Source organism: Corynebacterium sp. MSK047 (genome assembly GCF_030232285.1).
GTDB classification, from domain to species: Bacteria; Actinomycetota; Actinomycetes; order Mycobacteriales; family Mycobacteriaceae; genus Corynebacterium; species Corynebacterium jeikeium_D.
This window is the reverse complement of record NZ_JASPJI010000002.1, coordinates 1-19863: the sequence shown is the minus strand read 5'-3', so window position 1 is coordinate 19863 and position 19863 is coordinate 1. Positions and strand designations below refer to the sequence as shown.

Genomic DNA, 19863 nt, shown 5'->3' with positions numbered 1-19863 from the left:
TTGCTTAGTCCTGCTTTAGTACTAGGGTTTGAAGAAGTATTCCGCTAATTCCACATTTTGGAGCCAAGTACATGCTCGTCAATAAGACACTGGCGCAGTTTTCGGACTGGTCGTACTTTACGGCCTTCGCCTTTTATCTTTTGGCCTTTGTTGTATCCATTGCCTACTACAGCCGTCGTATCGCAGTCGCTGAAGCGAAAAGCCAGGTTGCCGAGCGTGAGCTGGTAGCCGCCGGTGCTGGTGATGGAGCTACCACCACTAGTGTCGCTGACTCGGGGGAGTTGGCGACGAAGTCGTCGGCAAGCGAGCCTAAGAACCAGGCGCTGACGAACCGACTCGGCGTTGTGACGGAAATGCTGATTTATGTCGGTGTGGCCGTGCACTTTGCATCGGTGCTGCTGCGTGGTTTGGCCGTGCAGCGTTTCCCGTGGGGCAACCTCTACGAGTACGTCTCAGTTTCCATTCTGTTTGCTATGGCAATTGCAGCTGGCGTACTGCATCGTGAAACCATGCGTGTGTTCTGGCCGTGGATGCTGGCTCCGATTCTGGCGCTGATGTTTTACGGTGGTAAGAACCTATATGTTGAGGCTGCTCCGGTGGTGCCGGCACTGCAGTCGATTTGGATTCCGGTTCACGTCTCGATTATTTCTATCGGGTGCAGTATCGCACTGATTTCCGGTGTCGCCTCGATTCTGTACATGCTGCGGATGTACAACCGCGAGGGCAAGGAAAAGGGTTTCCTAGGCAAGCTGGTCTCGCCGCTGCCGGATGCACAGAAGCTGGATGCGATTGCCTACCGCACCGCTATTTGGTCCTTCCCGCTGTTCGGTCTGGGCATTGTTCTCGGCGCTATTTGGGCGGAGTCCGCATGGGGCCGCTACTGGGGCTGGGATCCGAAGGAGACCACGGCTCTGATCTCCTGGATTATCTACGCTCTGTACCTGCACGCTCGCGCGACCTCGGGTTGGCGTAATACCAAGGCCGCGTGGATTAACATCTTCGGTTTCGCGACCATGGTGTTCAACCTCTTCTTCATCAACATGGTGGTTTCGGGCCTGCACTCGTACGCTGGCCTGAACTAAGCCGATCACACACGTACCAAGCCGGCATCGCCGGGTGAACTAGAATCGCTTCCATGCGCGTTCTCGTCACCGGTGGTGCCGGCTTTATTGGTTCCAACTTCGTTCTCCGTACTCTGGCCACGCGGCCGGATGTGAATGTCACGGTGCTTGACGCTTTCACCTATGCCGCGAACCCTGCGAGCTTGGAAGGAGCGGACTGTGAGATCATCCGCGGCGATGTCCGCGACGCTGAGCTGATCGATCGCCTCGTTCCCGGCTTCGATGCCGTCGTCCACTTCGCCGCAGAGAGCCATAACGACAACTCGCTGGTGGATGCCGACCCCTTCGTCACCACCAATGTCATGGGCACCGTGAATCTGGCGAAGGCCTGCGCCACCCACGATGTTCGCTTTCACCACATCTCTACAGACGAGGTCTTCGGCGATCTCGCTCTCGACGATCCAGCACGCTTTACGACGGCCACCGCGTACAAACCCTCCAGCCCCTACTCGGCCTCCAAGGCTTCAGCGGATCACTTTGTCCGGGCGTGGGTGCGCAGCTTCGGGTTGGTTGCGACGATTAGTAACTGCTCGAACAACTACGGGCCGAGGCAGCATCCGGAGAAGCTGATTCCCCGCCAGATCTGTGGTCTGTTGCGCGGTCGTAGCCCTCGCGTGTACGGCACTGGCGAGAATGTTCGGGACTGGATTCACGTCGATGACCACAACGACGCGGTCTGGGCAATCTTGGATTCTGGCGAGGTGGGGGAGACCTACCTGATTGGTGCCGATGGCGAGCGTTCCAACCTCGACGTGGTCGGAGACATCCTCGAGGGCTTCGGACGTGCGCGGTCCGATTTCGTCCGTGTCACTGACCGCCCGGGGCATGACCGTCGGTATGCGATTGATCCCGCATCCATCCGTACCCTTGGCTGGCAGCCGCGCTACCAAGACTTTTCCGCGGGGCTCGCCGAGACCATTGACTGGTATCGTGCCAACGAGTCTTGGTGGGCCGCGGCCTACGATGCCGCTGAGGCTGGCTACGCCGAGCGTGAGCAGGAGTTGTAGTTCGCTGCCACGGCATGCCCAGCACACTCCCAACGCACGCTCAGTGCACACTCAACGCGCGCCGCAGCCTCAGGCCAGCACCCGCGTCTACACTTGTTACCCATGAGCCCTAAGAGCACATTCCAGCCCACTTCCATCGACGGCGTTTTCACCTTCGAGCCGGTCATCCACGGCGACAGCCGCGGTAGTTTCCACGAGTGGTATCGCCTCGACGCATTCGCCGAGGCCACGGGCTACCCGTTCTTCCCGGAGCAGGCCAACATGAGTGTCTCCGCCGCAGGCGTTGTCCGTGGCCTGCACTTCGCTGACGTCAGCACCGCGCCAGATGGCCACCCCGGCCAGGCGAAGCTGGTTACTTGTCCCGCGGGCCACATCCTCGACATCGCGGTTGACCTGCGTCGCGGCTCCGACACCTTCGGCAAGGTTGAGGTCTTCGAGCTCGACAGCAAGACCCGCCGAGTGGTCTATCTGCCCAACGGCATCGGACACGGTTTCGTCTCGCTTGCCGACGACTCCGTGCTCACCTACCTCACTTCCACCGGTTACAACCCGGAGGCAGAGCGTGCTGTTAGCATCCAGGACCCAACTCTCGGAATTGACCTGGCCGCGCTACTGGCCAAGGGTGGTCTCACCGAAGCGGACATGATTCTCTCCGAGCGCGATCAGAAGGCTCCGACTATCGAGCAGTTCGAGGCCGAGGGCAATAAGCTCCCCAGTGAGTTTGACTGCAAGGATCTTGAGAACATGGCTCGCGACGAGTGGGCAATCGCCAACGAAGCGGCCGGGCAGTAAGGCAGAAAGGCGCGAGCACTATGAAGGGCATCATCCTCGCAGGTGGTACGGGCTCTCGGCTGTTTCCCATCACACTTGGCGTAAGCAAGCAGCTGGTTCCCGTCTATGACAAGCCGATGATCTACTACCCGCTGAGCACGCTGATGCTAGCGGGAATCAGGGACATCCTCGTCATCACCACGCCACATGATGCCCCGCAGTTTGAACGCTTGCTTGGCGACGGCTCGCAGTGGGGCCTCAACCTCACCTTTGCCACCCAAGACGAGCCCCGTGGTCTCGCTGAAGCGTTCATCATCGGTGCGGACCACATCGGCGATGACTCCGTTGCGCTCATCCTCGGCGACAACATCTTTTACGGTGCTGGCTTGGGCACGCAGCTGCGCCGCTTCCATGACGTCGATGGCGGAGCGATCTTCGCCTACTGGGTCGCAGATCCCACAGCCTATGGAGTCGTGGACTTCGACCAAAGCGGCAAAGCCGTGGCGATCCAGGAGAAACCGAAGAAACCACGCAGCCATTTCGCGGTGCCTGGTTTGTACTTCTATGATGCCGAGGTTGTTGAGATAGCTCGCTCGCTGCAACCGTCGTCACGCGGCGAATTGGAAATCACGGATGTTAACCGCGTCTACTTGGAGCGAGGAAAACTGCAGGTAGAGGTGCTGCCGCGCGGCACGGCGTGGCTGGATACCGGCACGGTGGACAATCTGATGGCCGCGGGCGATTTTGTGCGCACAATCGAGCAGCGGCAGGGGCTAAAGATTGGCTCGCCGGAAGAGGTGGCGTGGCGCATGGGATTCATTGACGATGCTGCGCTTAGCGCGCGTGCCGACGCCCTCAGCGCCAGTGGCTACGGGGAATATCTACAGCAGTTGTTGCTGCGTGGCAAGGACGTTTAGTCAGTTTCGCCGGGATTATCGGGGTTGTCGTCCTGCTCCCGTTCGCGCCGCTCCTGCAGCTCCTGCTCACGTTTACGGCGATCGAATTCGGCCTTCTTGAGCTTCCAGAGGAACTCCGGATCATCGTCGGGAGCGAGCGGACGGGGTTCCGGTTGCGGAGCGGAAATACGTCGCATGCCGTTGCCGCGACTGCCGGGACCAAATGCCTTCCACAGCATGACTACGACAAGGATGATGAACAGCAGCAGAATGAGCCGACCCATGTAATAGCTAACCTCCTGGATTTACCGACTAGAATACGCAACGAGTCCAGTAGTGCCCACGAGGGGTATCGCACTGCATGCGGTACGGCGTACAGAGTCCGTTAGGGTACAAAGGAACGTTGGACACGAACAGCCATGGACGCTAACAACGCCCGGGGCGCAGTACAGGCGTAACACGTAGAGGTGAGGGTTTAATGACCAATCCAGCAGAGCAGGACAAGTTGGCTTCTGAGGCTGAAGTGGAGGCGACTCAGGCTCCGGCTTCAGCAGCTCCGAAGCAGTCAGCTCCGGTGACCAAGAATGCTGGTCGCGGCAATGCCATGAAGGGGCTGTTCTGGTACGGCCTTGCGCGTCTGCTGCTGTTCCTGGTGCTGTTCTTCATTCTGCTCGTGATTATCTACCTCGTTAATGTGCAGATTCCGGCCGCAATTACGGCTGTGTTCGCACTGATTATTGCGATGCCGCTGTCGGTTTTTGTGTTCCCGAAGCTGCGCGTCCAGGCCAATGAGTCTGTTGCAGTGTGGTCGGAGAACCGCCGCGCGCACAAGGAGTACATTGCGCAGCAGATTAAGGACCGCGAGGAAAACTAGCGCACCTTCTCTAACACTCGCTCGATTGCCCGGTTCACCGCTTCCGGAGCCTCGAGCGGCAACATGTGGCCGGCCCCGTCGACTTCAACCAGTTCGGCGTCCGGCCACTTTTCCATAATTAGGTCTGCTTGCTTGCGCGGAGTGACATCGTCCTTCGTGCCCACCAGTACCGCTCCTGGCAAGCCCTCCAAGTAAGGCCCGGCTGCGAACTCGTCGTGATCCTGCAGGTCGTCGAGATATCCCACGAAAGTTTCCAGCGGTGTTTCATTAATCATGGCCGCGTGGAACTCGATGATCTCGTAGTCCGTGCGCCGGGCGAACACCGCAACTGCCAACGACGGCGCCATCAGTGACGCGATTGCCTCGCGGAACTTGCGAATCTCCTTCGGCGAGGACTCAATTGCATTGCGCGCCGCATCCGCCACCGGGGACGCCAGAATCTGCGGCACACCCTGGGCGGCCAGCTTGTCGATAGACGTGGAAATCAACACTACGCCTGCTATCCGACGGCGAATGCTTTCCTCTGCAGCCCGCACCATGTGCAGTGCAATCAAACCGCCTAGCGAATGCCCAACCACGATGAGTTTTCCGGTCGCGGCACGCTCGGCGATCACGGCCAGCGCATCGGCCGCAGCACCTTCGACCGTGCAGAGTGAAGCCGGAACCGCTCCGGTCTGGCCGTGGCCGCGCAAATCCATAGTCAACAGGCGTGCTTCCGGGTGCGACTTGCGCAGCTCGTTGAACTGTCGGTACCAGGACTCGCCAGCCAGGGTGAAGCCGTGGACGAAGACGATGGTCACGGGTTCTTTGGCGGGCTCGCTAGGTTCTACCTCGTACCAGTGCACCGGAATATCGGTGGTGACAGCATCCGGCTTGTCGCTGGCCTTCCGCTCATCGTCCTTGGCCGCAATCTCGGCTGCGACCGGTGCGGTCTTGATATGCACCACGCCGGTTGACGTGAGGTCGGTTAGGCCCGGTTCACGGGTCTGCGAATGCAGCGCGCCGTGCTCCAGCGCCAGTCGCCGGCGTCCCGATTTGGTCAGGCGCAGAGCAGCGCTGCGGGCGAAAGCTGGAGCCTTGGCTGCTGTGTCGCCAACTCGGGTTGCGGCCTCCTGGACGTCGTCAAGCGCCTTGTGCGTCAGTGTGCGGAAGTCCATCGGTACCCCCCTAGCTGAGCGCGAGTGCGAGTGCCGTAATGACGGACCAGGCAAGCATCATCTTGCCGGTAAGCCCCAGTACCGGGATGAGCTCTTTGCCCTTCTTATGCATGCGAATTGGCTCGGAGGCCTTTACCCACAGCGGCACGATGAGCAGACCCACCAGCGCCCATGGGCGCCAGAAAGCGATAAAGATGCTGGCCAGCGCGGGCATGAGGGAGAGAATCTGCCAGACGATGCGGGTGCGGAAGTCGCCCAGGCGAACTGCCAACGTGATCTTGCCGGTGGCGGCGTCGGTGGGGATGTCGCGCAAGTTGTTCGCCAGGTTCACGGCAGAAGACACCGAACCAATACCAATTGCGCAGGCCAGGCCGACCCAAGACAGCGAGCCCGTCTGGGTGAATTCCGTGCCGAGCACCGCGACGAGACCGAAGAAGACGAAGACCGAGACCTCGCCAAGTCCGCGATAACCGTAGGGATTTTTACCGCCGGTGTAGAACCACGCAGCCGCGATGCACAGTGCACCGACCAGAATGAGCCACCACGCGCTCATCAGGGATAGCGAAACACCGGCAAGACCGGCGACACCAAAGGAACCGAACGCCGCGTACTTCACAACCTTCGGCTCGACCAGACCAGAACCCGTCAGGCGCAGCGGGCCCGAGCGGTCATCGTCAGTGCCGCGGATGCCATCGGAGTAGTCGTTGGCGAAGTTCACGCCCACAATCAACGCCCACGCGACAACCAGCGCGAGCACCGCACGTCCCCAGATAATCGGCGCGTGCGTCGACGCCGCTCCGACACCGACGATGACCGGCGCAAACGCATTCGCCCAGGTATGGGGGCGCGCGCCTTCCAGCCAATCGCTTAACGACGCCGTTGCAGGACTCTTTGGTGCTTCAGACATGAATTAATAATAGGACGTGACACCAAATGCCTTGAACTAATGCGTGTCTGAATGAGCTAAAAGAGCGCCGCGACTTTCTTCCGGTCGACCTTGCCCGGACCAATCAGCGGCAGGGCCTCCACGCGACGCAGATCCTTGGGAATCATCCAGTGATTGATTCGCCCGGCGTCTTCAGCATCGCCGAGGCCGTCCATAATATCGCCGAGCTCAGCGGTGCCTTCATACGCTGCGACGATGGCTTGGCCGAGCCGTGGGTGCGGCACGCCCACCACGCAGGCACCTGTTACTCCGTCGATGGCGAGCAGTTCACGTTCGAGGACTTCGGGGTGCAGCTTTAACCCGCCGGAGTCGATGATGGTGTCCAGGCGTCCCATAATGACTAGTCGGCCATCGCGGATTTCGCCCGCATCAGAGGTGGCGAACCAACCTGGTTTATGGAAAGCCTCGTGACCGGGCGCGTTGCGGTAACCGTGTGCGATCATCGGTCCACCCAGCCAAACGCGACCATTTTCGATGGCTACCTGTGCACCCTCGATGGGCTGGCCGTCGTAGACGCAGCCGCCGGCTGTCTCGGAGGAACCATAGGTGGTCACGACGTTGATGCCGAGCTCTTCGGCCCGCGCTGCCACCTGCGGGTTCAAAGCTGCGCCGCCGACGAGGATGGCGTCGAAGAGGCGCAGGGCAGCCGCACCAAAGGGTTCTTCCATCGCCTTGGCCAGCTGCATCGGAGCCAGCGAGGTGTAGGCACGGTCGCCTGTGAGGGCCTCGGCGCCGTCGGCGAATGCGGCTACATCAAAACCGTCGGTCACATCCACACACACCGGCTCCGTGCCCGCGAGCAGCGAGCGAATAAGAACCTGCAGGCCAGCGATGTGATAGGCCGGCATCGCCAGCAGCCATTGCCCTTCACCGCCGAGCCACTGATGTGTAGCGGTAGCAGAGGAGACCAAGTTATCCACCGTCAGCTGTGCACCCTTCGGTGTACCGGTGGAACCGGACGTGCCGACAACAAGCGCGATGGACTCATCAATCGGCTCACCTGCGCGTTGCGAGTTCCGCAAGATTGAGGCGCGCGTGCCGTCGTGAAGCGGAACGGGAAGAAGAGAGACCTCACCGTCCAGCGCGGCGCGGAGGTCGGGCAGGATGGCGGTCGGGTCGTGGGGATTGACGGAAAGCAGGCTGAGCGTACGCACAACCCAAACCATAGCCCGTGTTGTGCCGTAGTTTCTGGTGGCGAGGTCGGAACAATCGTGGCCTCGGGCGCGTTGCGCAGACCAAAGACAGTCATAGATAGAAAGGCGTAGAAGATGGGTTGGATTTTTGGCAGGTCCGCAGAGCTGGTGCCGGAAGATGAGGCGCTCAAGGGCGGCTCGCACCCGGTGTTGGAAAATCCGAAGCCGCATGCGGTGCTCGGCACGCCGATCACCGGCCCATGGGAGGAAGGCCAGGAGGTCGTCTACATCGGGATTGGCTGTTACTGGGGTGCTGAGAAGCTGTTTTGGGAAACACCGGGCGTGCTCAGCACGTCGGTCGGGTTCGCCGGTGGCGTGACGCCGAATCCCACCTACCGCGAGTCCTGCACCGGACGCACCAACCACACCGAGATTGTGGAGGTCGTCTACGACCCGGAGCAGATTAGCTTCGACCAGCTGATCGCCAAGGCCTTCGAGGCCCACGATCCCACGCAGGGCTACCGCCAGGGTAATGATGTCGGCACGCAGTACCGTTCCGCGATCTACACGACGACGCCCGAGCAAGCGCGCCGGGCACAGGAGATCGCCGATGCCTACGCGCCGAAGCTTGCCGACGCTGGCCTGGGGGCCATCACCACGGAGATTAAGCCACTCGCGGAGACCCCGGCAGGGGAGTACTACCGGGCTGAGGATGAGCATCAGCAGTACTTGTTTAAGAATCCGAACGGCTACTGCCCAGTGCATTCGACCGGCGTGGCCTGCGGAATTTAAAGGCGAAACTTCGTAGAACGCTTAATTGCGATTAGTAAAACTCACTGAGAAAAGTAAGGTGGTTATATCAATCAGATAGTCGAATAGGAGTGAACCCTTGTGGTGAAGCAAGTACTGCGCGTTGCATTTGCCTTCGTCGGCGTGGTCGTCGGCGCGGGCTTTGCGACGGGTCAGGAAATCATGCAATACTTCGTCGCCTTTGGCATCAATGGTGTCTGGGGTGCCGTTCTCTCAGCGGTGATCATGAGCCTGATGGCGATGATCATTTTGCAGCTGGGAAGCTACTTTCAGGCCAGCGAGCACGGCGAAGTTTTCCGACGCGTATCGCACCCCATCTTCTCGCGAGTACTGGACATTGGCGTGATTATCACGCTCTTCGCCACAGGGTTCGTTATGTTCGCCGGTGCCGGTGCCAACATGGAGCAGCAGTGGGGCATCCCCGTGTGGATCGGTGCCGTAATCATGGTGCTGGTGACCATTGCAGCCGGTTTCCTCGATGTGGACCGCGTGACCACCGTGATCGGTTCCATCACGCCGTTTATCGTCGGCTTTATCCTGCTGGCCAGTGTTTATACGCTGGCGTTCACCGATGCCACCCCGGCCGCGGAGCAGGCAGCTGCCGTTGCGGAAGTCCCGACCACTCTGCCGAACTGGGTTGTCGCCGCAGTGAACTATGTTGGTTTTAACCTGATGGTTGCGGTTTCCATGGCGATTGTTATTGGCGGTAGCCTGTTCAATCCCCGCGCCGCTGGAGCCGGTGGGTTTACCGGTGGTTTGATTTACTCCGCGATGCTGCTGATTACCACCATCACGCTGTTCCACACTGTTGGTACTGTCGCCACCGATGCCGTGCCAATGCTCACTGTCATTAATCGTCTGCACCCGTGGCTGGGCCAGGCCATGGCCGTGGTAATCCTTGGCATGATCTTCAACACGGCACTTGGCATGTTCTACGCTCTGGGGCGTCGCGTCACCGCTAAGCACCCGGAAAAATTCAAGATTGTCTACGTCGCCCTGGTCTTGCTCGGTTTCGCCTTGAGCTTCATGGGCTTCCAGAACCTAATCGGTTGGGTCTACCCAATCCTGGGCTACATCGGTCTGCTGCTCATTACTGTCATGCTTGTTGCCTGGTTGCGCGGCCGCGAGCGCATCAGTGAAGAGACTTCCCGCCGCAAGCGCATCTTCCGTCTGGTCCGCCGTGGCCGGAACAAGGAGGCCCGCGAGGAGATTGAAGACTCGAACCTCAGTGTCGAAGAGGTTCGCGAGGCGATCGAGTAGTAGGTGGGCTGCTCGTAGCGCCGCCGTCAGTCTTGGGATTGGATCGCCTTCAATGATGTCGCCCGAGCCCAAGCCACGAACGCCGCCATCACAATGGCGGACACGAGAACCATCACTGGCCACCGCTCGGGGTAATCACGGACTACCCAAGTCCATCCCCATTCCGAGGTCCACCACAACGGTGAGGCGCTGAGGACATCACCGCCAACCATCACCGCCCAACCGCCGAGCGCGACCGAGACAAAGATTGCGGCCGCCACACTTCGACGCGCAATTAAGCCGGTCACGGCCACAATCATCGCGGCCACAAGAGGAGCGATGACCGCCTGGTACGGCCAGGGGTTAATGCCGGTCTGGCTATTGGTCTGGCCGCCTGCGCCACTAATCACCACCGCAACCACGAGCACCGGTACGAGAAACGCCATATCCAAAGCAAACAGTCGGAGTGTGATGCTCCGTCGCGCACGCCGATACATCAGCGCTGGCCAGGCATCAGCTTGCGAGGTCCATGTCATGATGGCCACCACGGTTGCAGCCGTCGGCACGCAGACGAAACTCAGCAGCCCCAGCGCATACTCCGGGTTCCACACCACACGCACGACCGCAAGGCCGGCAAGCATCAGCGCTGCGAGACTCCACCAGGTGCGCCACGGAAGGGTCGCGCTCATGCCATGGCTTAACGACGAAGTGCTGCGTTCGCGGCCCGTCGGCAAGCTGAGAGATTTTCCGTGCGCAAGCAATGCGATGGCAAATAGACCTAGCCCGAGGAGTAAATGCAGCAACGCGGGCGGCAGGATGGCGATGTTCCAGATCTCGCTGTCGGCGGGAGCCGAGATGGAATTAGCCTGCACTCCGTGGATAGGTAACGTTGGGCGGATTGCCCAGGTCCACGGGAGAACTTTCCAGTTTGGGCTCATGGCGTCCAGTGTTCCTGCGATGGCCCAAGCGATGGAAGCGAGCGGAGCGAGGAAGAGAGCTGCGCGTGGCACAAGGCGCCATAGGGCAAGGCCGAATGTCCAGAAGACGAAGAATGACAACGTGCTAAAGAGCGTGAATTGCAATGCGGTGCTCACGCTCCGGGCAAGGAGTGCAGCCATCAATGCGTGACCGAGGGCCGCGGAGGCAATGACAGTGGCTGCGCGGGCAAGGAGCACTCGAGTGCCCGAGATATTGCGCCAGATTAGGCCGCCTTGGCGGAGTTTTTCTTCACGGTTTTGGCCGATGACGGACGTAATAGCAGCCAGGGGAGGAAGCAGGATAAGCGAGTAGATGTGGGCGCTCGCCATGGCGGTGGCGTCAACGCCTCTAGAAAAGACCATGCTGACCAGAGCGACTGCCACCATGATGATGGGAAGAAACATGGTGAGTGACCACTTCGCCCGCAGTAGCTCGGCGCGGAAGTAGCGGCGAGTAGGAACGGTGCGCGTGTTAAGAGTGCGCGTGTGCGGTTGAGTGCTCATCGGGCAACACCTACTGCGGTGAAGAAAGCTTGCTCGAGGGATTGACCAGAGGCCGCAAAGTCAGTCAGCGGGCCTTCGTAGACCAGTCGGCCACCGGCGAGGACACCAAGGTGGTCAACGCTCTTTTCGACTTCTCCGAGTTGATGGGAGGACACCACGACGGCCTTGCCACTAGCGGCAAGATTTCGCAACAAGGTGCGCAGGCCCACGATAGCTTCGGGGTCGAGGCCGTTGGTGGGCTCGTCGAGAAGCACAATGTCGGGGTCGGTGAGCAGCGCCATCGCCAGGGAAAGACGAACCTTCATGCCGGTGGAGAATGCACGGGCACGCTTGTTACCAGCATGAAGCCCGACTAAGTCGAGGACTTCGGCGATACGGCTCTTGTCCGTGCCGGTCAGATGTGCGTGCACTTTGAGATTGTCGGTGGCTGAGAGCTGTGGGTAGAACGCCGGGCCATTGATGGAGGCGCCGATGCGGTCCAGATCGACAACGGACCACGGGTGTCCCGCGATGCTGATTTCACCGGAGTAGGGAATTAGCCCAAGCACCGTGCTCATCAGCGTGGATTTACCTGCGCCGTTGAGTCCCAATAGCCCGTAGACCTCGCCGGCGCGGACGTTCATATCGAGGCCGTTCAGGACAGGTTCGTTCTTGCCGTAGGAGACAGTGATGCCGCGCAGCTGAAGGAGGGGAGCGGCGGCATCTGCGGAAGGGCCTGAGGTAGGGGTTGGTGCGTTCATGCCTTAAGTAATAGGCATGGCTGGTTCGGTTCGCGCCCTCCCTGAGGATGAGGTGGCGGAAATATCCTCCCTAGGGAGGAGACGATAGCGAGGATGACGGTACCAGCGAGGAGAAGCTACAGCAGCCCGTTTTTCGCAGCCCAAATGACAAGATCCACGCGACTGCGTGAGCCCGTCTTGGTCAACAGGGATTTCACATGGGTTTTCACTGTCGTCGTGGCGACAACCAACCTGCGAGCAATTTCGTCATTGGAAAGCCCTTGGCAGACGAGGTTCAAAATCTCCTGTTCGCGGGGTGTGAATTGGGTTCCTGTGTGAGTGGGGTCTGAGTCAGCGCCATGCGTCGAGAACGCTCTCGCTGGCTGTCCTGAGTGCGGTGCGCGCGGTGAAACATGCCGCAACACCATCGGCGTCACCTTCGGATCGATGACTCCTTCACCACGGTGGATACGCATGATGGCCGAAAGCAGCTCACGGGGATTGGAGTCTTTGAGCAAAAAGCCTGCGGCCCCAGCTTCTAAAGCGCCGAGCACCAGGTTTTCTTCGCGGAAAGTGGTCAGCACCAGGACTTTCGGAGTGGAAGCGCGAGCCGCACCTCTGGACGGCACGCCTTGCACGATCTGCCGGGTGGCCTCGATACCGTCCATCACGGGCATTCGAATGTCCATGACGACCACATCGGCTCCGGAGGCAAGACGCACAGCCTCGGCGCCGTCGCCCACGGCACCAATGACTTTCATCTGCGGGTGGGCATCAATAAGCTGCGCGAAAGACTGCCGAATCAGAGCCTGATCTTCAGCCACTAATACTCGAATTACATCCATTGCTCGTCTTTCTCGACAGGATTGACAGTCAGCCCTGCTTCGGTCGAACTGCTTACAGCCGAATACTGACGCGGAACATGCCGTCGCTTTCACCATAAGTCATCTCGCCACCGAGCTGCGCCACGCGTTCATTCAGACCAATCAGGCCAGCGCCAGCTCGCTTCCTGGGTTCCAAGGTATCGCTCTCAGCCCGGTTTGCAGTCACCAAATGAACCCGCGCCGGGCTGTCATCAGCATCGGCAGGTGGATCGATTGTCAGTGCCAGCTGACCAGCGCCCGATGAGTGCTTGGCCATATTCGCGGCCAACTCCGTCACTGCCCGCACCAGAGTCAGTCGCTTCGCGAGTGGCCAATCCGCCAGGTCTCCATAAGACTCCGGCAGAGTCACCGAAACATCGCGACCCGGCGGACAAACTGCCGCAACCAGACGCGGAATCTCATTCGGGTCAGCGCTAATCTCGCTGCCTTCACGTAGCGCATCGACAAGCGCATGCACATCCCGCAACGATTGTTCTGCGGTCTGGGCAATACCTTCCAGCGTGGTCTTTTCAGCAGCGGATTCCGCTCGTGAGCCATCCATCTCCGCCAGGTACAGAGCGGTTTGGGCCTGAACCTTAATAGAGGTGAGTCCGTGCCCCACGACGTCGTGAAGCTCCCTGGACAACTCCAGCTTGTTGAGCGCCACGACGTTCTCCAACTCCGCGGCATGTTCCTCGGCGTTGATGCGCAGCCATAGTGGCACTGCGTACGCGCTCGCCGTGATGAGCACCGCCGGTAGTCCGAAGACCAATAGTCGTTCCGGGGTAAAGCCGAAGGCAGGAACTGCCGGGTTGAGGAAGCTGCCAATTAACCCTAAAAACAGCCCAACGATGCCCCAGGTGCGATTCGGTTCCCACCTGCTCACAGCCCATAGTGATAGTGGGGCAGCAACAATAATAGGGTCTAGCCCAAGGTTTACAGGGGATAGCCACACCAGCAAGGCGAGACCCGCCAGGGCAATGTACGTAACCACAAACGATGCACGCACTGCTTTACGACGAAACGCTGCGGCTCCGGCAATCATCGCGGACAGAATCACATTGGTGACATATGTGAAGCTCGGGCCATAAGTAAGTAGCGGCGTCATGCTCAACCAGCAGCACAGCAGGAAAGCAGCCGCAATAGCGAGATCGGCAGTTGGGAATGAGCCGACGAAGTAACGCACCCGGCTGTGCCAGTCGAGTGGGGCAGGAGTCTGCGTGGTGGCAGGCTGTGCGTGCATGGAGGAAGCGGTGCGCTGCATGTGTCTAGGCTAGCGGTCGGTGGCTTGCGCGGTTTAGTGTGAGTTTTCCACTTGCCGGAATGTGATGTTGATGCGGCCCTCTTTAAGCCCGCACCCTTCCGGCAGCGTGCCCGGACGAGTCTTGGGCACACCATGAAACGCAAGCCGCTTCGGACCACCAAACACAATCACATCCCCGCTGGCGAGAGTCACGTCATCCCAGGGTTTGTTGCGGTTTTCAGTCCCGCCAATGCGGAACAGAGCCTCATCGCCGATAGAGAGTGACACAATCGGGGCAGGGGAGTTTTCGTTTCGATCCTGGTGCATCCCCATGGTGGCCCCGGGCGGGTAGTAGTTGACCAACGCCATGTCGGGCCGAAAAGTGGTGGGCCACTGGCTGAGGGATTCGTCGTAAAGCGCGGCAGCGCCGAGTGCTTCGGTAGCGAGCTGTAGCAGATTGTCAGGCACGGGCGGGACGCGAACGCCGCCGACGTGCGTGACGTAGCGGTATGGATTTGTGGCCCACATGCGGCCGAGATGCAGCATGAATACCTGCATCTGGCCGCTTTTGAGCTGCGGACGAGTCATGGCCAGGGGAGTGCCGGCAACGTCGCGGGCGATGTCGCGGAGTTGCGTGATGATGCCCGATTGCCGCTCCAATGGAAGCCATCCCGGAAGATGAACAACTCCCGGCGTGATGCGGGCATCATCGCGCGGGAGTTGATCAAAGAGCATAGGTCTAGTTTGCCTCTTAACCCGCGATGATTGCGTTAACCGGGCGGGACAGGAACTGCGGACCAATCTTGCCCAGGTAGCGCAGGATAAAGTCCGCTGCCGACACCGAGTAGAAGTGGCGCTGGCGCTCAATGAAGTTCTGCGGGTGCGTTGCCTTCCACACAGCATCAGCGACCTGGTCCGGCGTGATGCGCACGCCAAGACGGCGGGTGGAACCAGCGGAAACGTCCGCCAGCTTGGTCTTCGCCCACAGCGGCATGATTGCGACGACGCGGATCTTGTCCTTGCGCCATTCCAGATCCAGAGCCTGCGTCAGACCAGAGACGTAGAACTTCGACGCGGAGTACGGCGCGATGTGCGGCTGGCCGTAAATGCCCGAAGCCGAACCCATGTTGACCAGGTGAGACCCCTTAGTGCGCTTCAGGTACGGGTGCGCCGCCTTCGCGCCCAGAGTCAGACCGGTGCAGTTGATGTCCACCTGCGCGCGAATAATCTCCGGCGACTGGTCGATGATATCGCCATCGCCGATGATGCCCGCGTTGTTGTCCAGCACCGTCAGCTTGCCGCCGGTGTGGGAGGTGAAGTCCGCAAGCGCGTCTTCCCACTGCTGATAGTTCGTCACGTCCAGCTTGCCGACGATTACCTCCGGGCGCTCAGCTTTAAGCTTTGCCAGGGCATCCTCGTTGATGTCGTAGACGCCGACGGTCCAGCCTGCAGCCAGGAACTTCTCGGCCACCGCACGGCCAATACCCTGCGCGCCGCCGGAGATGAAAATGGACGGGGAATCAGAAGTGGCCATGGTGCCTCAATCCTGCCTTTTCTTGCTGTTTTTATAACTTGAGAGTGTTATCCGCCAGCTTAGGCGAGCATTTGTTGTTTAACAGCGGATTGGTGGAAGTGTGACCCGATTACAAACGCGCCCTCTACACTGGTCACCATGAAACCCCTGAACATCCCACCAGGTTCTGGCATCCCAAAGGGCCTCGTCATCCCCGCGGCGGAGCTCACCGAACGCTTCGCCCGCTCCGGAGGACCAGGCGGTCAGGGCGTTAACACCACCGACTCCAAGGTGCAGCTATCGGTGGATATCGCCGAGCTCAGCGTGCTTTCCGACGTCCACCGCCGCCGCGCTCTCCAGAACCTCAGCCACCGACTCGACGGCACCACACTCACCGTGTCCGTTACCACGCAGCGCTCCCAGGTACGCAACCGCGCGGAAGCCAGGCGGCGCTTAGCGGAACTCATCCGAGAAGCTGTGCAGCCACCGCCTCCGAGGCGCCGGCGGACTCGACCGAGTCGGGCCTCGATTGCCCGTCGTAAAGCGCAGAAGCAGCGCCGCTCCGAGCTCAAAGCCAGCCGACGTCGCCCCAGCGCCTACTAGGGAATATGGGATTTTCGCGCATCCGTTGCAATATAGATGGTATGAGCGAAAACCAGGCCCCTACCGAAAAGGCAGCTGAAGCTGTTGCGGAGTTCAACCGCGTGCCCTCGATTCTGTCCATCCAGTCGCATGTGAGCTATGGCCACGTGGGCAACTCCGCTGCAGTCTTCCCGCTGCAGCGCGCAGGTTTTGAAGTGTGGCCGGTCCACACCGTCGATTTCTCCAACCACACCGGCTACGGCCAGTGGCGCGGCCCGATGATTCCGGCCACGGATGTGCGCGAGGTCATCAAGGGTATCGATGAGCTGGGCAAGCTTGACGACGTCGACGCGATTATCTCCGGCTACCAGGGCGGTAGCGATATTGCGGATGTCATCATCGAAGCCGTGGCGCTGGCCAAGCAGCGCAACCCGAAGGCCATTTACTCGTGTGACCCGGTGATGGGAAATGCCAAGAGTGGCTGCCACGTGTCGGATGACATTCCGCCGCTGCTGCGCGACAAGGTCGTGCCGGTGGCAGATGTGATTACGCCAAACCAGTTCGAGCTGGGATACCTGACGGGCCGCGAGGTCAGCGACCTGGAGTCCACCATTGCGGCAGCCCATGCTGCCCGTGAGATGGGCCCGGAGGCCGTGTTGGTCACCAGCGTGCTGCGTCCGGAGCGCAAGGAGGGCGAGATTGAGATGCTCGCCGTCAATGGTGCGGGCGCATGGTTGGTGGCGACACCGTACCTGCCGCTGAAGCGCAACGGTTCCGGCGATGTCGCGGCTGCGCTGTTTGCAGGCAACCTGCTGCGTGGTCGCGGTATTGACGGTGACCTTTCGGTCGCGCTGGGCAACACCGCGGCCAGTATCTTTGAGCTGCTGAAGGTCACGCACGAGTCCGGCTCTGGCGAGCTGGAGCTCATTCGCGCGCAGGAGGCCTATGTCCACCCGGAGCAGCGCTTTGAGGTTACGAAGGTTCAGTAGGGCTGGGGTGCAGTAGGGCTGGGGGGCTCACGCCGCTAAGCCAGCCCTAGCAGTGTCCCAACAGGCCTAGTAATAGAACGGGAACTCGTCCCAGTTCGGGTCGCGCTTTTCCAGGAACGCTTCCTTGCCCTCGACGGCCTCGTCGGTCATGTACGCTAGGCGAGTAGCCTCACCCGCGAAGACCTGCTGACCCATCAGGCCGTCATCGGTCAGGTTGAAGGCGAACTTCAGCATGCGCTGCGCCGTCGGGGACTTACCGTTAATCATGCGACCCCACTCGACCGCGACATCTTCCAACTCAGCGTGGTCGGCGACCTCGTTGACGGCGCCCATGCGGTGCATGGTCTCAGCGTCGTAGGAGCGGCCGAGGAAGAAAATCTCACGGGCAAACTTCTGGCCAACCTGCTTCGCCAGGTAAGCCGAGCCATAGCCGGCGTCGAAAGATCCCACGTCAGCGTCGGTCTGCTTAAAGCGGGCCTCCTGGCGCGATGCCAGCGTCAGGTCACACACGACGTGCAGGGAGTGTCCGCCACCTGCGGCCCAGCCATTGACCACGGCAATGACAACCTTCGGCATAGTGCGAATTAGGCGCTGCACCTCCAGGATGTGCAGGCGACCTCCCTCGACCTTGGCGCGCGCGGTATCGATGGTGGATGCGTCCGCGGTAGCGTCGTCATGCTCGTGGGACGTTGCGTACTGGTAGCCGGAACGACCACGAATGCGCTGGTCACCACCCGAACAGAATGCCCAGCCACCGTCCTTGGTGCTCGGGCCGTTACCGGTCAGCAGCACTACGCCGACATCGGGAGTGCGACGCGCGTGGTCGAGCGCGCGGTAGAGCTCATCGACGGTATGCGGGCGGAATGCGTTACGAACCTCCGGGCGATCAAACGCAATACGCACAATGCCGTTCTCGCGGCCCTCGCCGACGTGCCGGTGGTAGGTGATGTCGGTCAAATCCTCAAAACCATCAACCGTCTTCCACTGCTCGGGGCGGAAGGGGTTATCGGTCGAGTACTTCGCGGTATCAGTCATGGCTTCCAGCATAAAGGTCTCTAGCATGAGGGGTATGTCTGTGTCCGCTGCGCCCAACATCCAGCTTCCGCCAATCGACGACATCCTCGACCGCGCCCACGTCGTCGCGCTGCCCATGGCAGTGGAATTCCGTGGCGTCACCACCCGCGAGGCACTCCTCATCGACGGCCCCGTCACCTGGGGCGAGTTCGCTCCCTTCCTGGAATACGAGGCGTCCGAGGCCGCCGCGTGGCTGCGCTCGGCCATCGAATGCGCATACGTCGGCCTGCCCATCCCGAAGCGCGAGTTTGTCGAGGTCAACGCCACCATCCCCGCCGTCACACCCGACCAGGTGCCGGAGGTCGTGGCGCGCTACCCCGGGTGCCGCACGTTTAAGGTCAAGGTCGCAGAGAGCGGCCAATCGCTTAACGACGACATCGAGCGCGTAGCCGCCGTCCGCACCGCGGTGGCCGAAGCTTATGGCTATGAACCTGTCGTGCGGGTCGATGCGAACCGTGGCTGGTCGGTGGAGCAGGCCATCCGCGCCGCCCATGAGTTGGGCCCGCTGGAATATATGGAGCAGCCAGTTGCGACTGTCGCCGAGCTTCGCGAGGTCCGCGACGCAGTGGGGGAGTTTTGCCCGATTGCTGCCGATGAGTCGATTCGCAAGGCCGAGGATCCGTATTTGGTTGCGCGCGAACAGGCGGCGGACGTGGGCGTAATGAAGGTCGCACCGCTTGGCGGGCCACGCCGTTTGCTTCGGTTGGCCGAGGAACTGGAGATGAAGGTGACCGTCGCCAGCGCCTTGGATACCGGCGTTGGTATGGCCGCCGGTTTGTTCACGGTGGCGGCCCTGCCTGCTACCGAGCTGCAGCCGGAGCCGAATGCGGCGGGGTTGGCCACGTCCTCGCTGTTTATCGAGGACATCATCGAGCCCCGGCCACTTTTCGATGGCCGACTGCCCGTCACCAACCCCGCGCCCGACCCTTCCCGCCTGGCCGAGCTCGCCGCGCCGGGCCCCCGCCGCGATTGGTGGTTCGACCGCCTCCGCGCGGCGTACGCCCATCTATAACGCCAAGAAAGTGACTAGGTTTATGACACTTTGAGCCCGGTAGGTTCAGGCGGTGAATGCATCACCACTTTCGACCAGGAGAAGTAGTGAAGCAAACCCGCCGAACGAAATACAGTGCCATCAAACCCATTGCGCTTCAACACATCGCCAACGGGGCATCAGCAAGCGCAGTTGGACGTGAGTTAGGGATACCCTCACCAACAGTCAGGCGGTGGGCGCGACAAGCCGGAATTGAGATCCAGCACCAATCGCACTACCCGAAGGTCTCGATGATGCATAAGCATCGCGTGATCTACGAGATGCTTATGGCCGGCTCATATAGTGTTGCCGAGATTGCCGCGCAGGCTGGGGTGTGCACAACCACGGTGTATAACCGGCGGGCTAGATTGACCACTATGAATACCCGCAGTCGGATAACACCTGGTGATGTATC

At 60.6% G+C, this 19863-nt stretch carries 22 protein-coding genes; 11 read left to right on the top strand and 11 right to left on the bottom strand.

The annotated features are described in order from the left end of the window. Positions 1-71: 71 nt before the first annotated feature. From ccsB to rfbA, 4 genes are all read left to right on the top strand, one after another. The gene (gene ccsB, locus QP981_RS00865) at positions 72-1082 is read left to right on the top strand and encodes a c-type cytochrome biogenesis protein CcsB (RefSeq protein WP_284857276.1); all 1011 of its coding nucleotides are present in this window, start codon (positions 72-74) and stop codon (positions 1080-1082) included. A gap of 53 nt (positions 1083-1135) precedes the next feature. Then, entirely contained in the window at positions 1136-2128 is a 993-nt protein-coding gene (rfbB, locus tag QP981_RS00860; RefSeq protein ID WP_284857275.1) for a dTDP-glucose 4,6-dehydratase, read from the top strand. Positions 2129-2230: 102 nt separating this feature from the next. Continuing rightward, the gene (locus QP981_RS00855; protein ID WP_070643254.1) at positions 2231-2920 is read left to right on the top strand and encodes a dTDP-4-dehydrorhamnose 3,5-epimerase family protein; all 690 of its coding nucleotides are present in this window, start codon (positions 2231-2233) and stop codon (positions 2918-2920) included. A 20-nt stretch (positions 2921-2940) separates the two neighbouring features. Next, on the top strand, positions 2941-3816 hold the full coding sequence (rfbA, locus tag QP981_RS00850) for a glucose-1-phosphate thymidylyltransferase RfbA (RefSeq protein WP_076772577.1): 876 nt from the start codon (positions 2941-2943) through the stop codon (positions 3814-3816). Here the strand turns inward: rfbA and QP981_RS00845 are convergent. After that, the gene (locus QP981_RS00845) at positions 3813-4079 is read right to left on the bottom strand and encodes a hypothetical protein (RefSeq protein ID WP_016422002.1); all 267 of its coding nucleotides are present in this window, start codon (positions 4077-4079) and stop codon (positions 3813-3815) included. The genes rfbA and QP981_RS00845 overlap by 4 nt on opposite strands. A 194-nt stretch (positions 4080-4273) precedes the next feature. Between QP981_RS00845 and QP981_RS00840 the strand changes: the two genes are divergently transcribed. After that, on the top strand, positions 4274-4669 hold the full coding sequence (locus QP981_RS00840; protein WP_284857274.1) for a DUF4229 domain-containing protein: 396 nt from the start codon (positions 4274-4276) through the stop codon (positions 4667-4669). Here QP981_RS00840 and QP981_RS00835 read toward each other — a convergent pair. The 3 genes from QP981_RS00835 to menE are packed head-to-tail and all read right to left on the bottom strand — an operon-like array spanning position 4666 to position 7938. Next, positions 4666-5826, bottom strand: coding sequence for an alpha/beta fold hydrolase (locus QP981_RS00835; RefSeq protein ID WP_284857273.1), 1161 nt, complete (start codon positions 5824-5826; stop codon positions 4666-4668). The two genes, QP981_RS00840 and QP981_RS00835, sit on opposite strands and share 4 nt — an antisense overlap. A gap of 10 nt (positions 5827-5836) precedes the next feature. Continuing rightward, positions 5837-6733: a 1,4-dihydroxy-2-naphthoate polyprenyltransferase gene (locus QP981_RS00830; protein WP_284857272.1), complete on the bottom strand. Its 897-nt coding sequence runs from the start codon at positions 6731-6733 to the stop codon at positions 5837-5839. A 56-nt stretch (positions 6734-6789) separates the two neighbouring features. Beyond that, positions 6790-7938 (bottom strand): o-succinylbenzoate--CoA ligase, encoded by a 1149-nt coding sequence (gene menE / locus QP981_RS00825; RefSeq protein WP_284857271.1) that lies wholly within the window; start codon positions 7936-7938, stop codon positions 6790-6792. A 102-nt stretch (positions 7939-8040) separates the two neighbouring features. On the opposite strand from menE, the gene msrA reads away from it, so the two are divergent. Both msrA and QP981_RS00815 read left to right on the top strand, forming a co-directional pair. Beyond that, positions 8041-8697, top strand: a complete 657-nt coding sequence (msrA, locus tag QP981_RS00820) for a peptide-methionine (S)-S-oxide reductase MsrA (protein ID WP_016422007.1) — start codon at positions 8041-8043, stop codon at positions 8695-8697. A 99-nt stretch (positions 8698-8796) separates the two neighbouring features. Further along, entirely contained in the window at positions 8797-9975 is a 1179-nt protein-coding gene (locus tag QP981_RS00815) for a YkvI family membrane protein (RefSeq protein WP_284857270.1), read from the top strand. A gap of 26 nt (positions 9976-10001) precedes the next feature. Here QP981_RS00815 and QP981_RS00810 read toward each other — a convergent pair whose 3' ends face one another. From QP981_RS00810 to QP981_RS00785, 6 genes are all read right to left on the bottom strand, one after another. Then, entirely contained in the window at positions 10002-11435 is a 1434-nt protein-coding gene (locus QP981_RS00810; protein WP_284857268.1) for an ABC-2 family transporter permease, read from the bottom strand. After that, positions 11432-12175, bottom strand: coding sequence for an ABC transporter ATP-binding protein (locus QP981_RS00805; RefSeq protein ID WP_070643242.1), 744 nt, complete (start codon positions 12173-12175; stop codon positions 11432-11434). Before QP981_RS00805 ends, QP981_RS00810 begins: the two co-directional genes overlap by 4 nt. A 116-nt stretch (positions 12176-12291) precedes the next feature. Next, positions 12292-12999 carry a response regulator gene (locus tag QP981_RS00800; protein ID WP_101687723.1) on the bottom strand — a complete coding sequence of 236 codons (708 nt, stop codon included), beginning with the start codon at positions 12997-12999 and terminating at the stop codon, positions 12292-12294. A gap of 52 nt (positions 13000-13051) precedes the next feature. Beyond that, positions 13052-14281: a sensor histidine kinase gene (locus QP981_RS00795; RefSeq protein ID WP_284857266.1), complete on the bottom strand. Its 1230-nt coding sequence runs from the start codon at positions 14279-14281 to the stop codon at positions 13052-13054. Positions 14282-14314: 33 nt separating this feature from the next. Continuing rightward, positions 14315-14995 (bottom strand): alpha-ketoglutarate-dependent dioxygenase AlkB family protein, encoded by a 681-nt coding sequence (locus QP981_RS00790; protein ID WP_284857265.1) that lies wholly within the window; start codon positions 14993-14995, stop codon positions 14315-14317. 16 nt (positions 14996-15011) lie between these two features. Continuing rightward, positions 15012-15794 (bottom strand): SDR family oxidoreductase, encoded by a 783-nt coding sequence (locus QP981_RS00785; protein ID WP_284857264.1) that lies wholly within the window; start codon positions 15792-15794, stop codon positions 15012-15014. Positions 15795-15932: 138 nt separating this feature from the next. Between QP981_RS00785 and arfB the strand changes: the two genes are divergently transcribed. Then, positions 15933-16376: an alternative ribosome rescue aminoacyl-tRNA hydrolase ArfB gene (gene arfB, locus QP981_RS00780; protein WP_284857263.1), complete on the top strand. Its 444-nt coding sequence runs from the start codon at positions 15933-15935 to the stop codon at positions 16374-16376. Between the two features lie 41 nt (positions 16377-16417). Continuing rightward, positions 16418-17344 carry a pyridoxal kinase PdxY gene (gene pdxY / locus QP981_RS00775; RefSeq protein WP_284857262.1) on the top strand — a complete coding sequence of 309 codons (927 nt, stop codon included), beginning with the start codon at positions 16418-16420 and terminating at the stop codon, positions 17342-17344. Positions 17345-17410: 66 nt separating this feature from the next. On the opposite strand, the gene QP981_RS00770 is transcribed toward pdxY, so the two are convergent. Continuing rightward, positions 17411-18391 carry a 1,4-dihydroxy-2-naphthoyl-CoA synthase gene (locus QP981_RS00770; protein ID WP_016422029.1) on the bottom strand — a complete coding sequence of 327 codons (981 nt, stop codon included), beginning with the start codon at positions 18389-18391 and terminating at the stop codon, positions 17411-17413. Between the two features lie 13 nt (positions 18392-18404). Here QP981_RS00770 and QP981_RS00765 point away from each other — a divergent pair, with 13 nt between their 5' ends. Together QP981_RS00765 and QP981_RS00760 are read left to right on the top strand one after the other, a co-directional pair. Continuing rightward, positions 18405-19430 carry an o-succinylbenzoate synthase gene (locus QP981_RS00765; protein ID WP_284857261.1) on the top strand — a complete coding sequence of 342 codons (1026 nt, stop codon included), beginning with the start codon at positions 18405-18407 and terminating at the stop codon, positions 19428-19430. An 86-nt stretch (positions 19431-19516) separates the two neighbouring features. Further along, a partial coding sequence (locus tag QP981_RS00760; protein WP_350309459.1) for a helix-turn-helix domain-containing protein occupies positions 19517-19863 on the top strand: 347 nt, incomplete at its 3' end.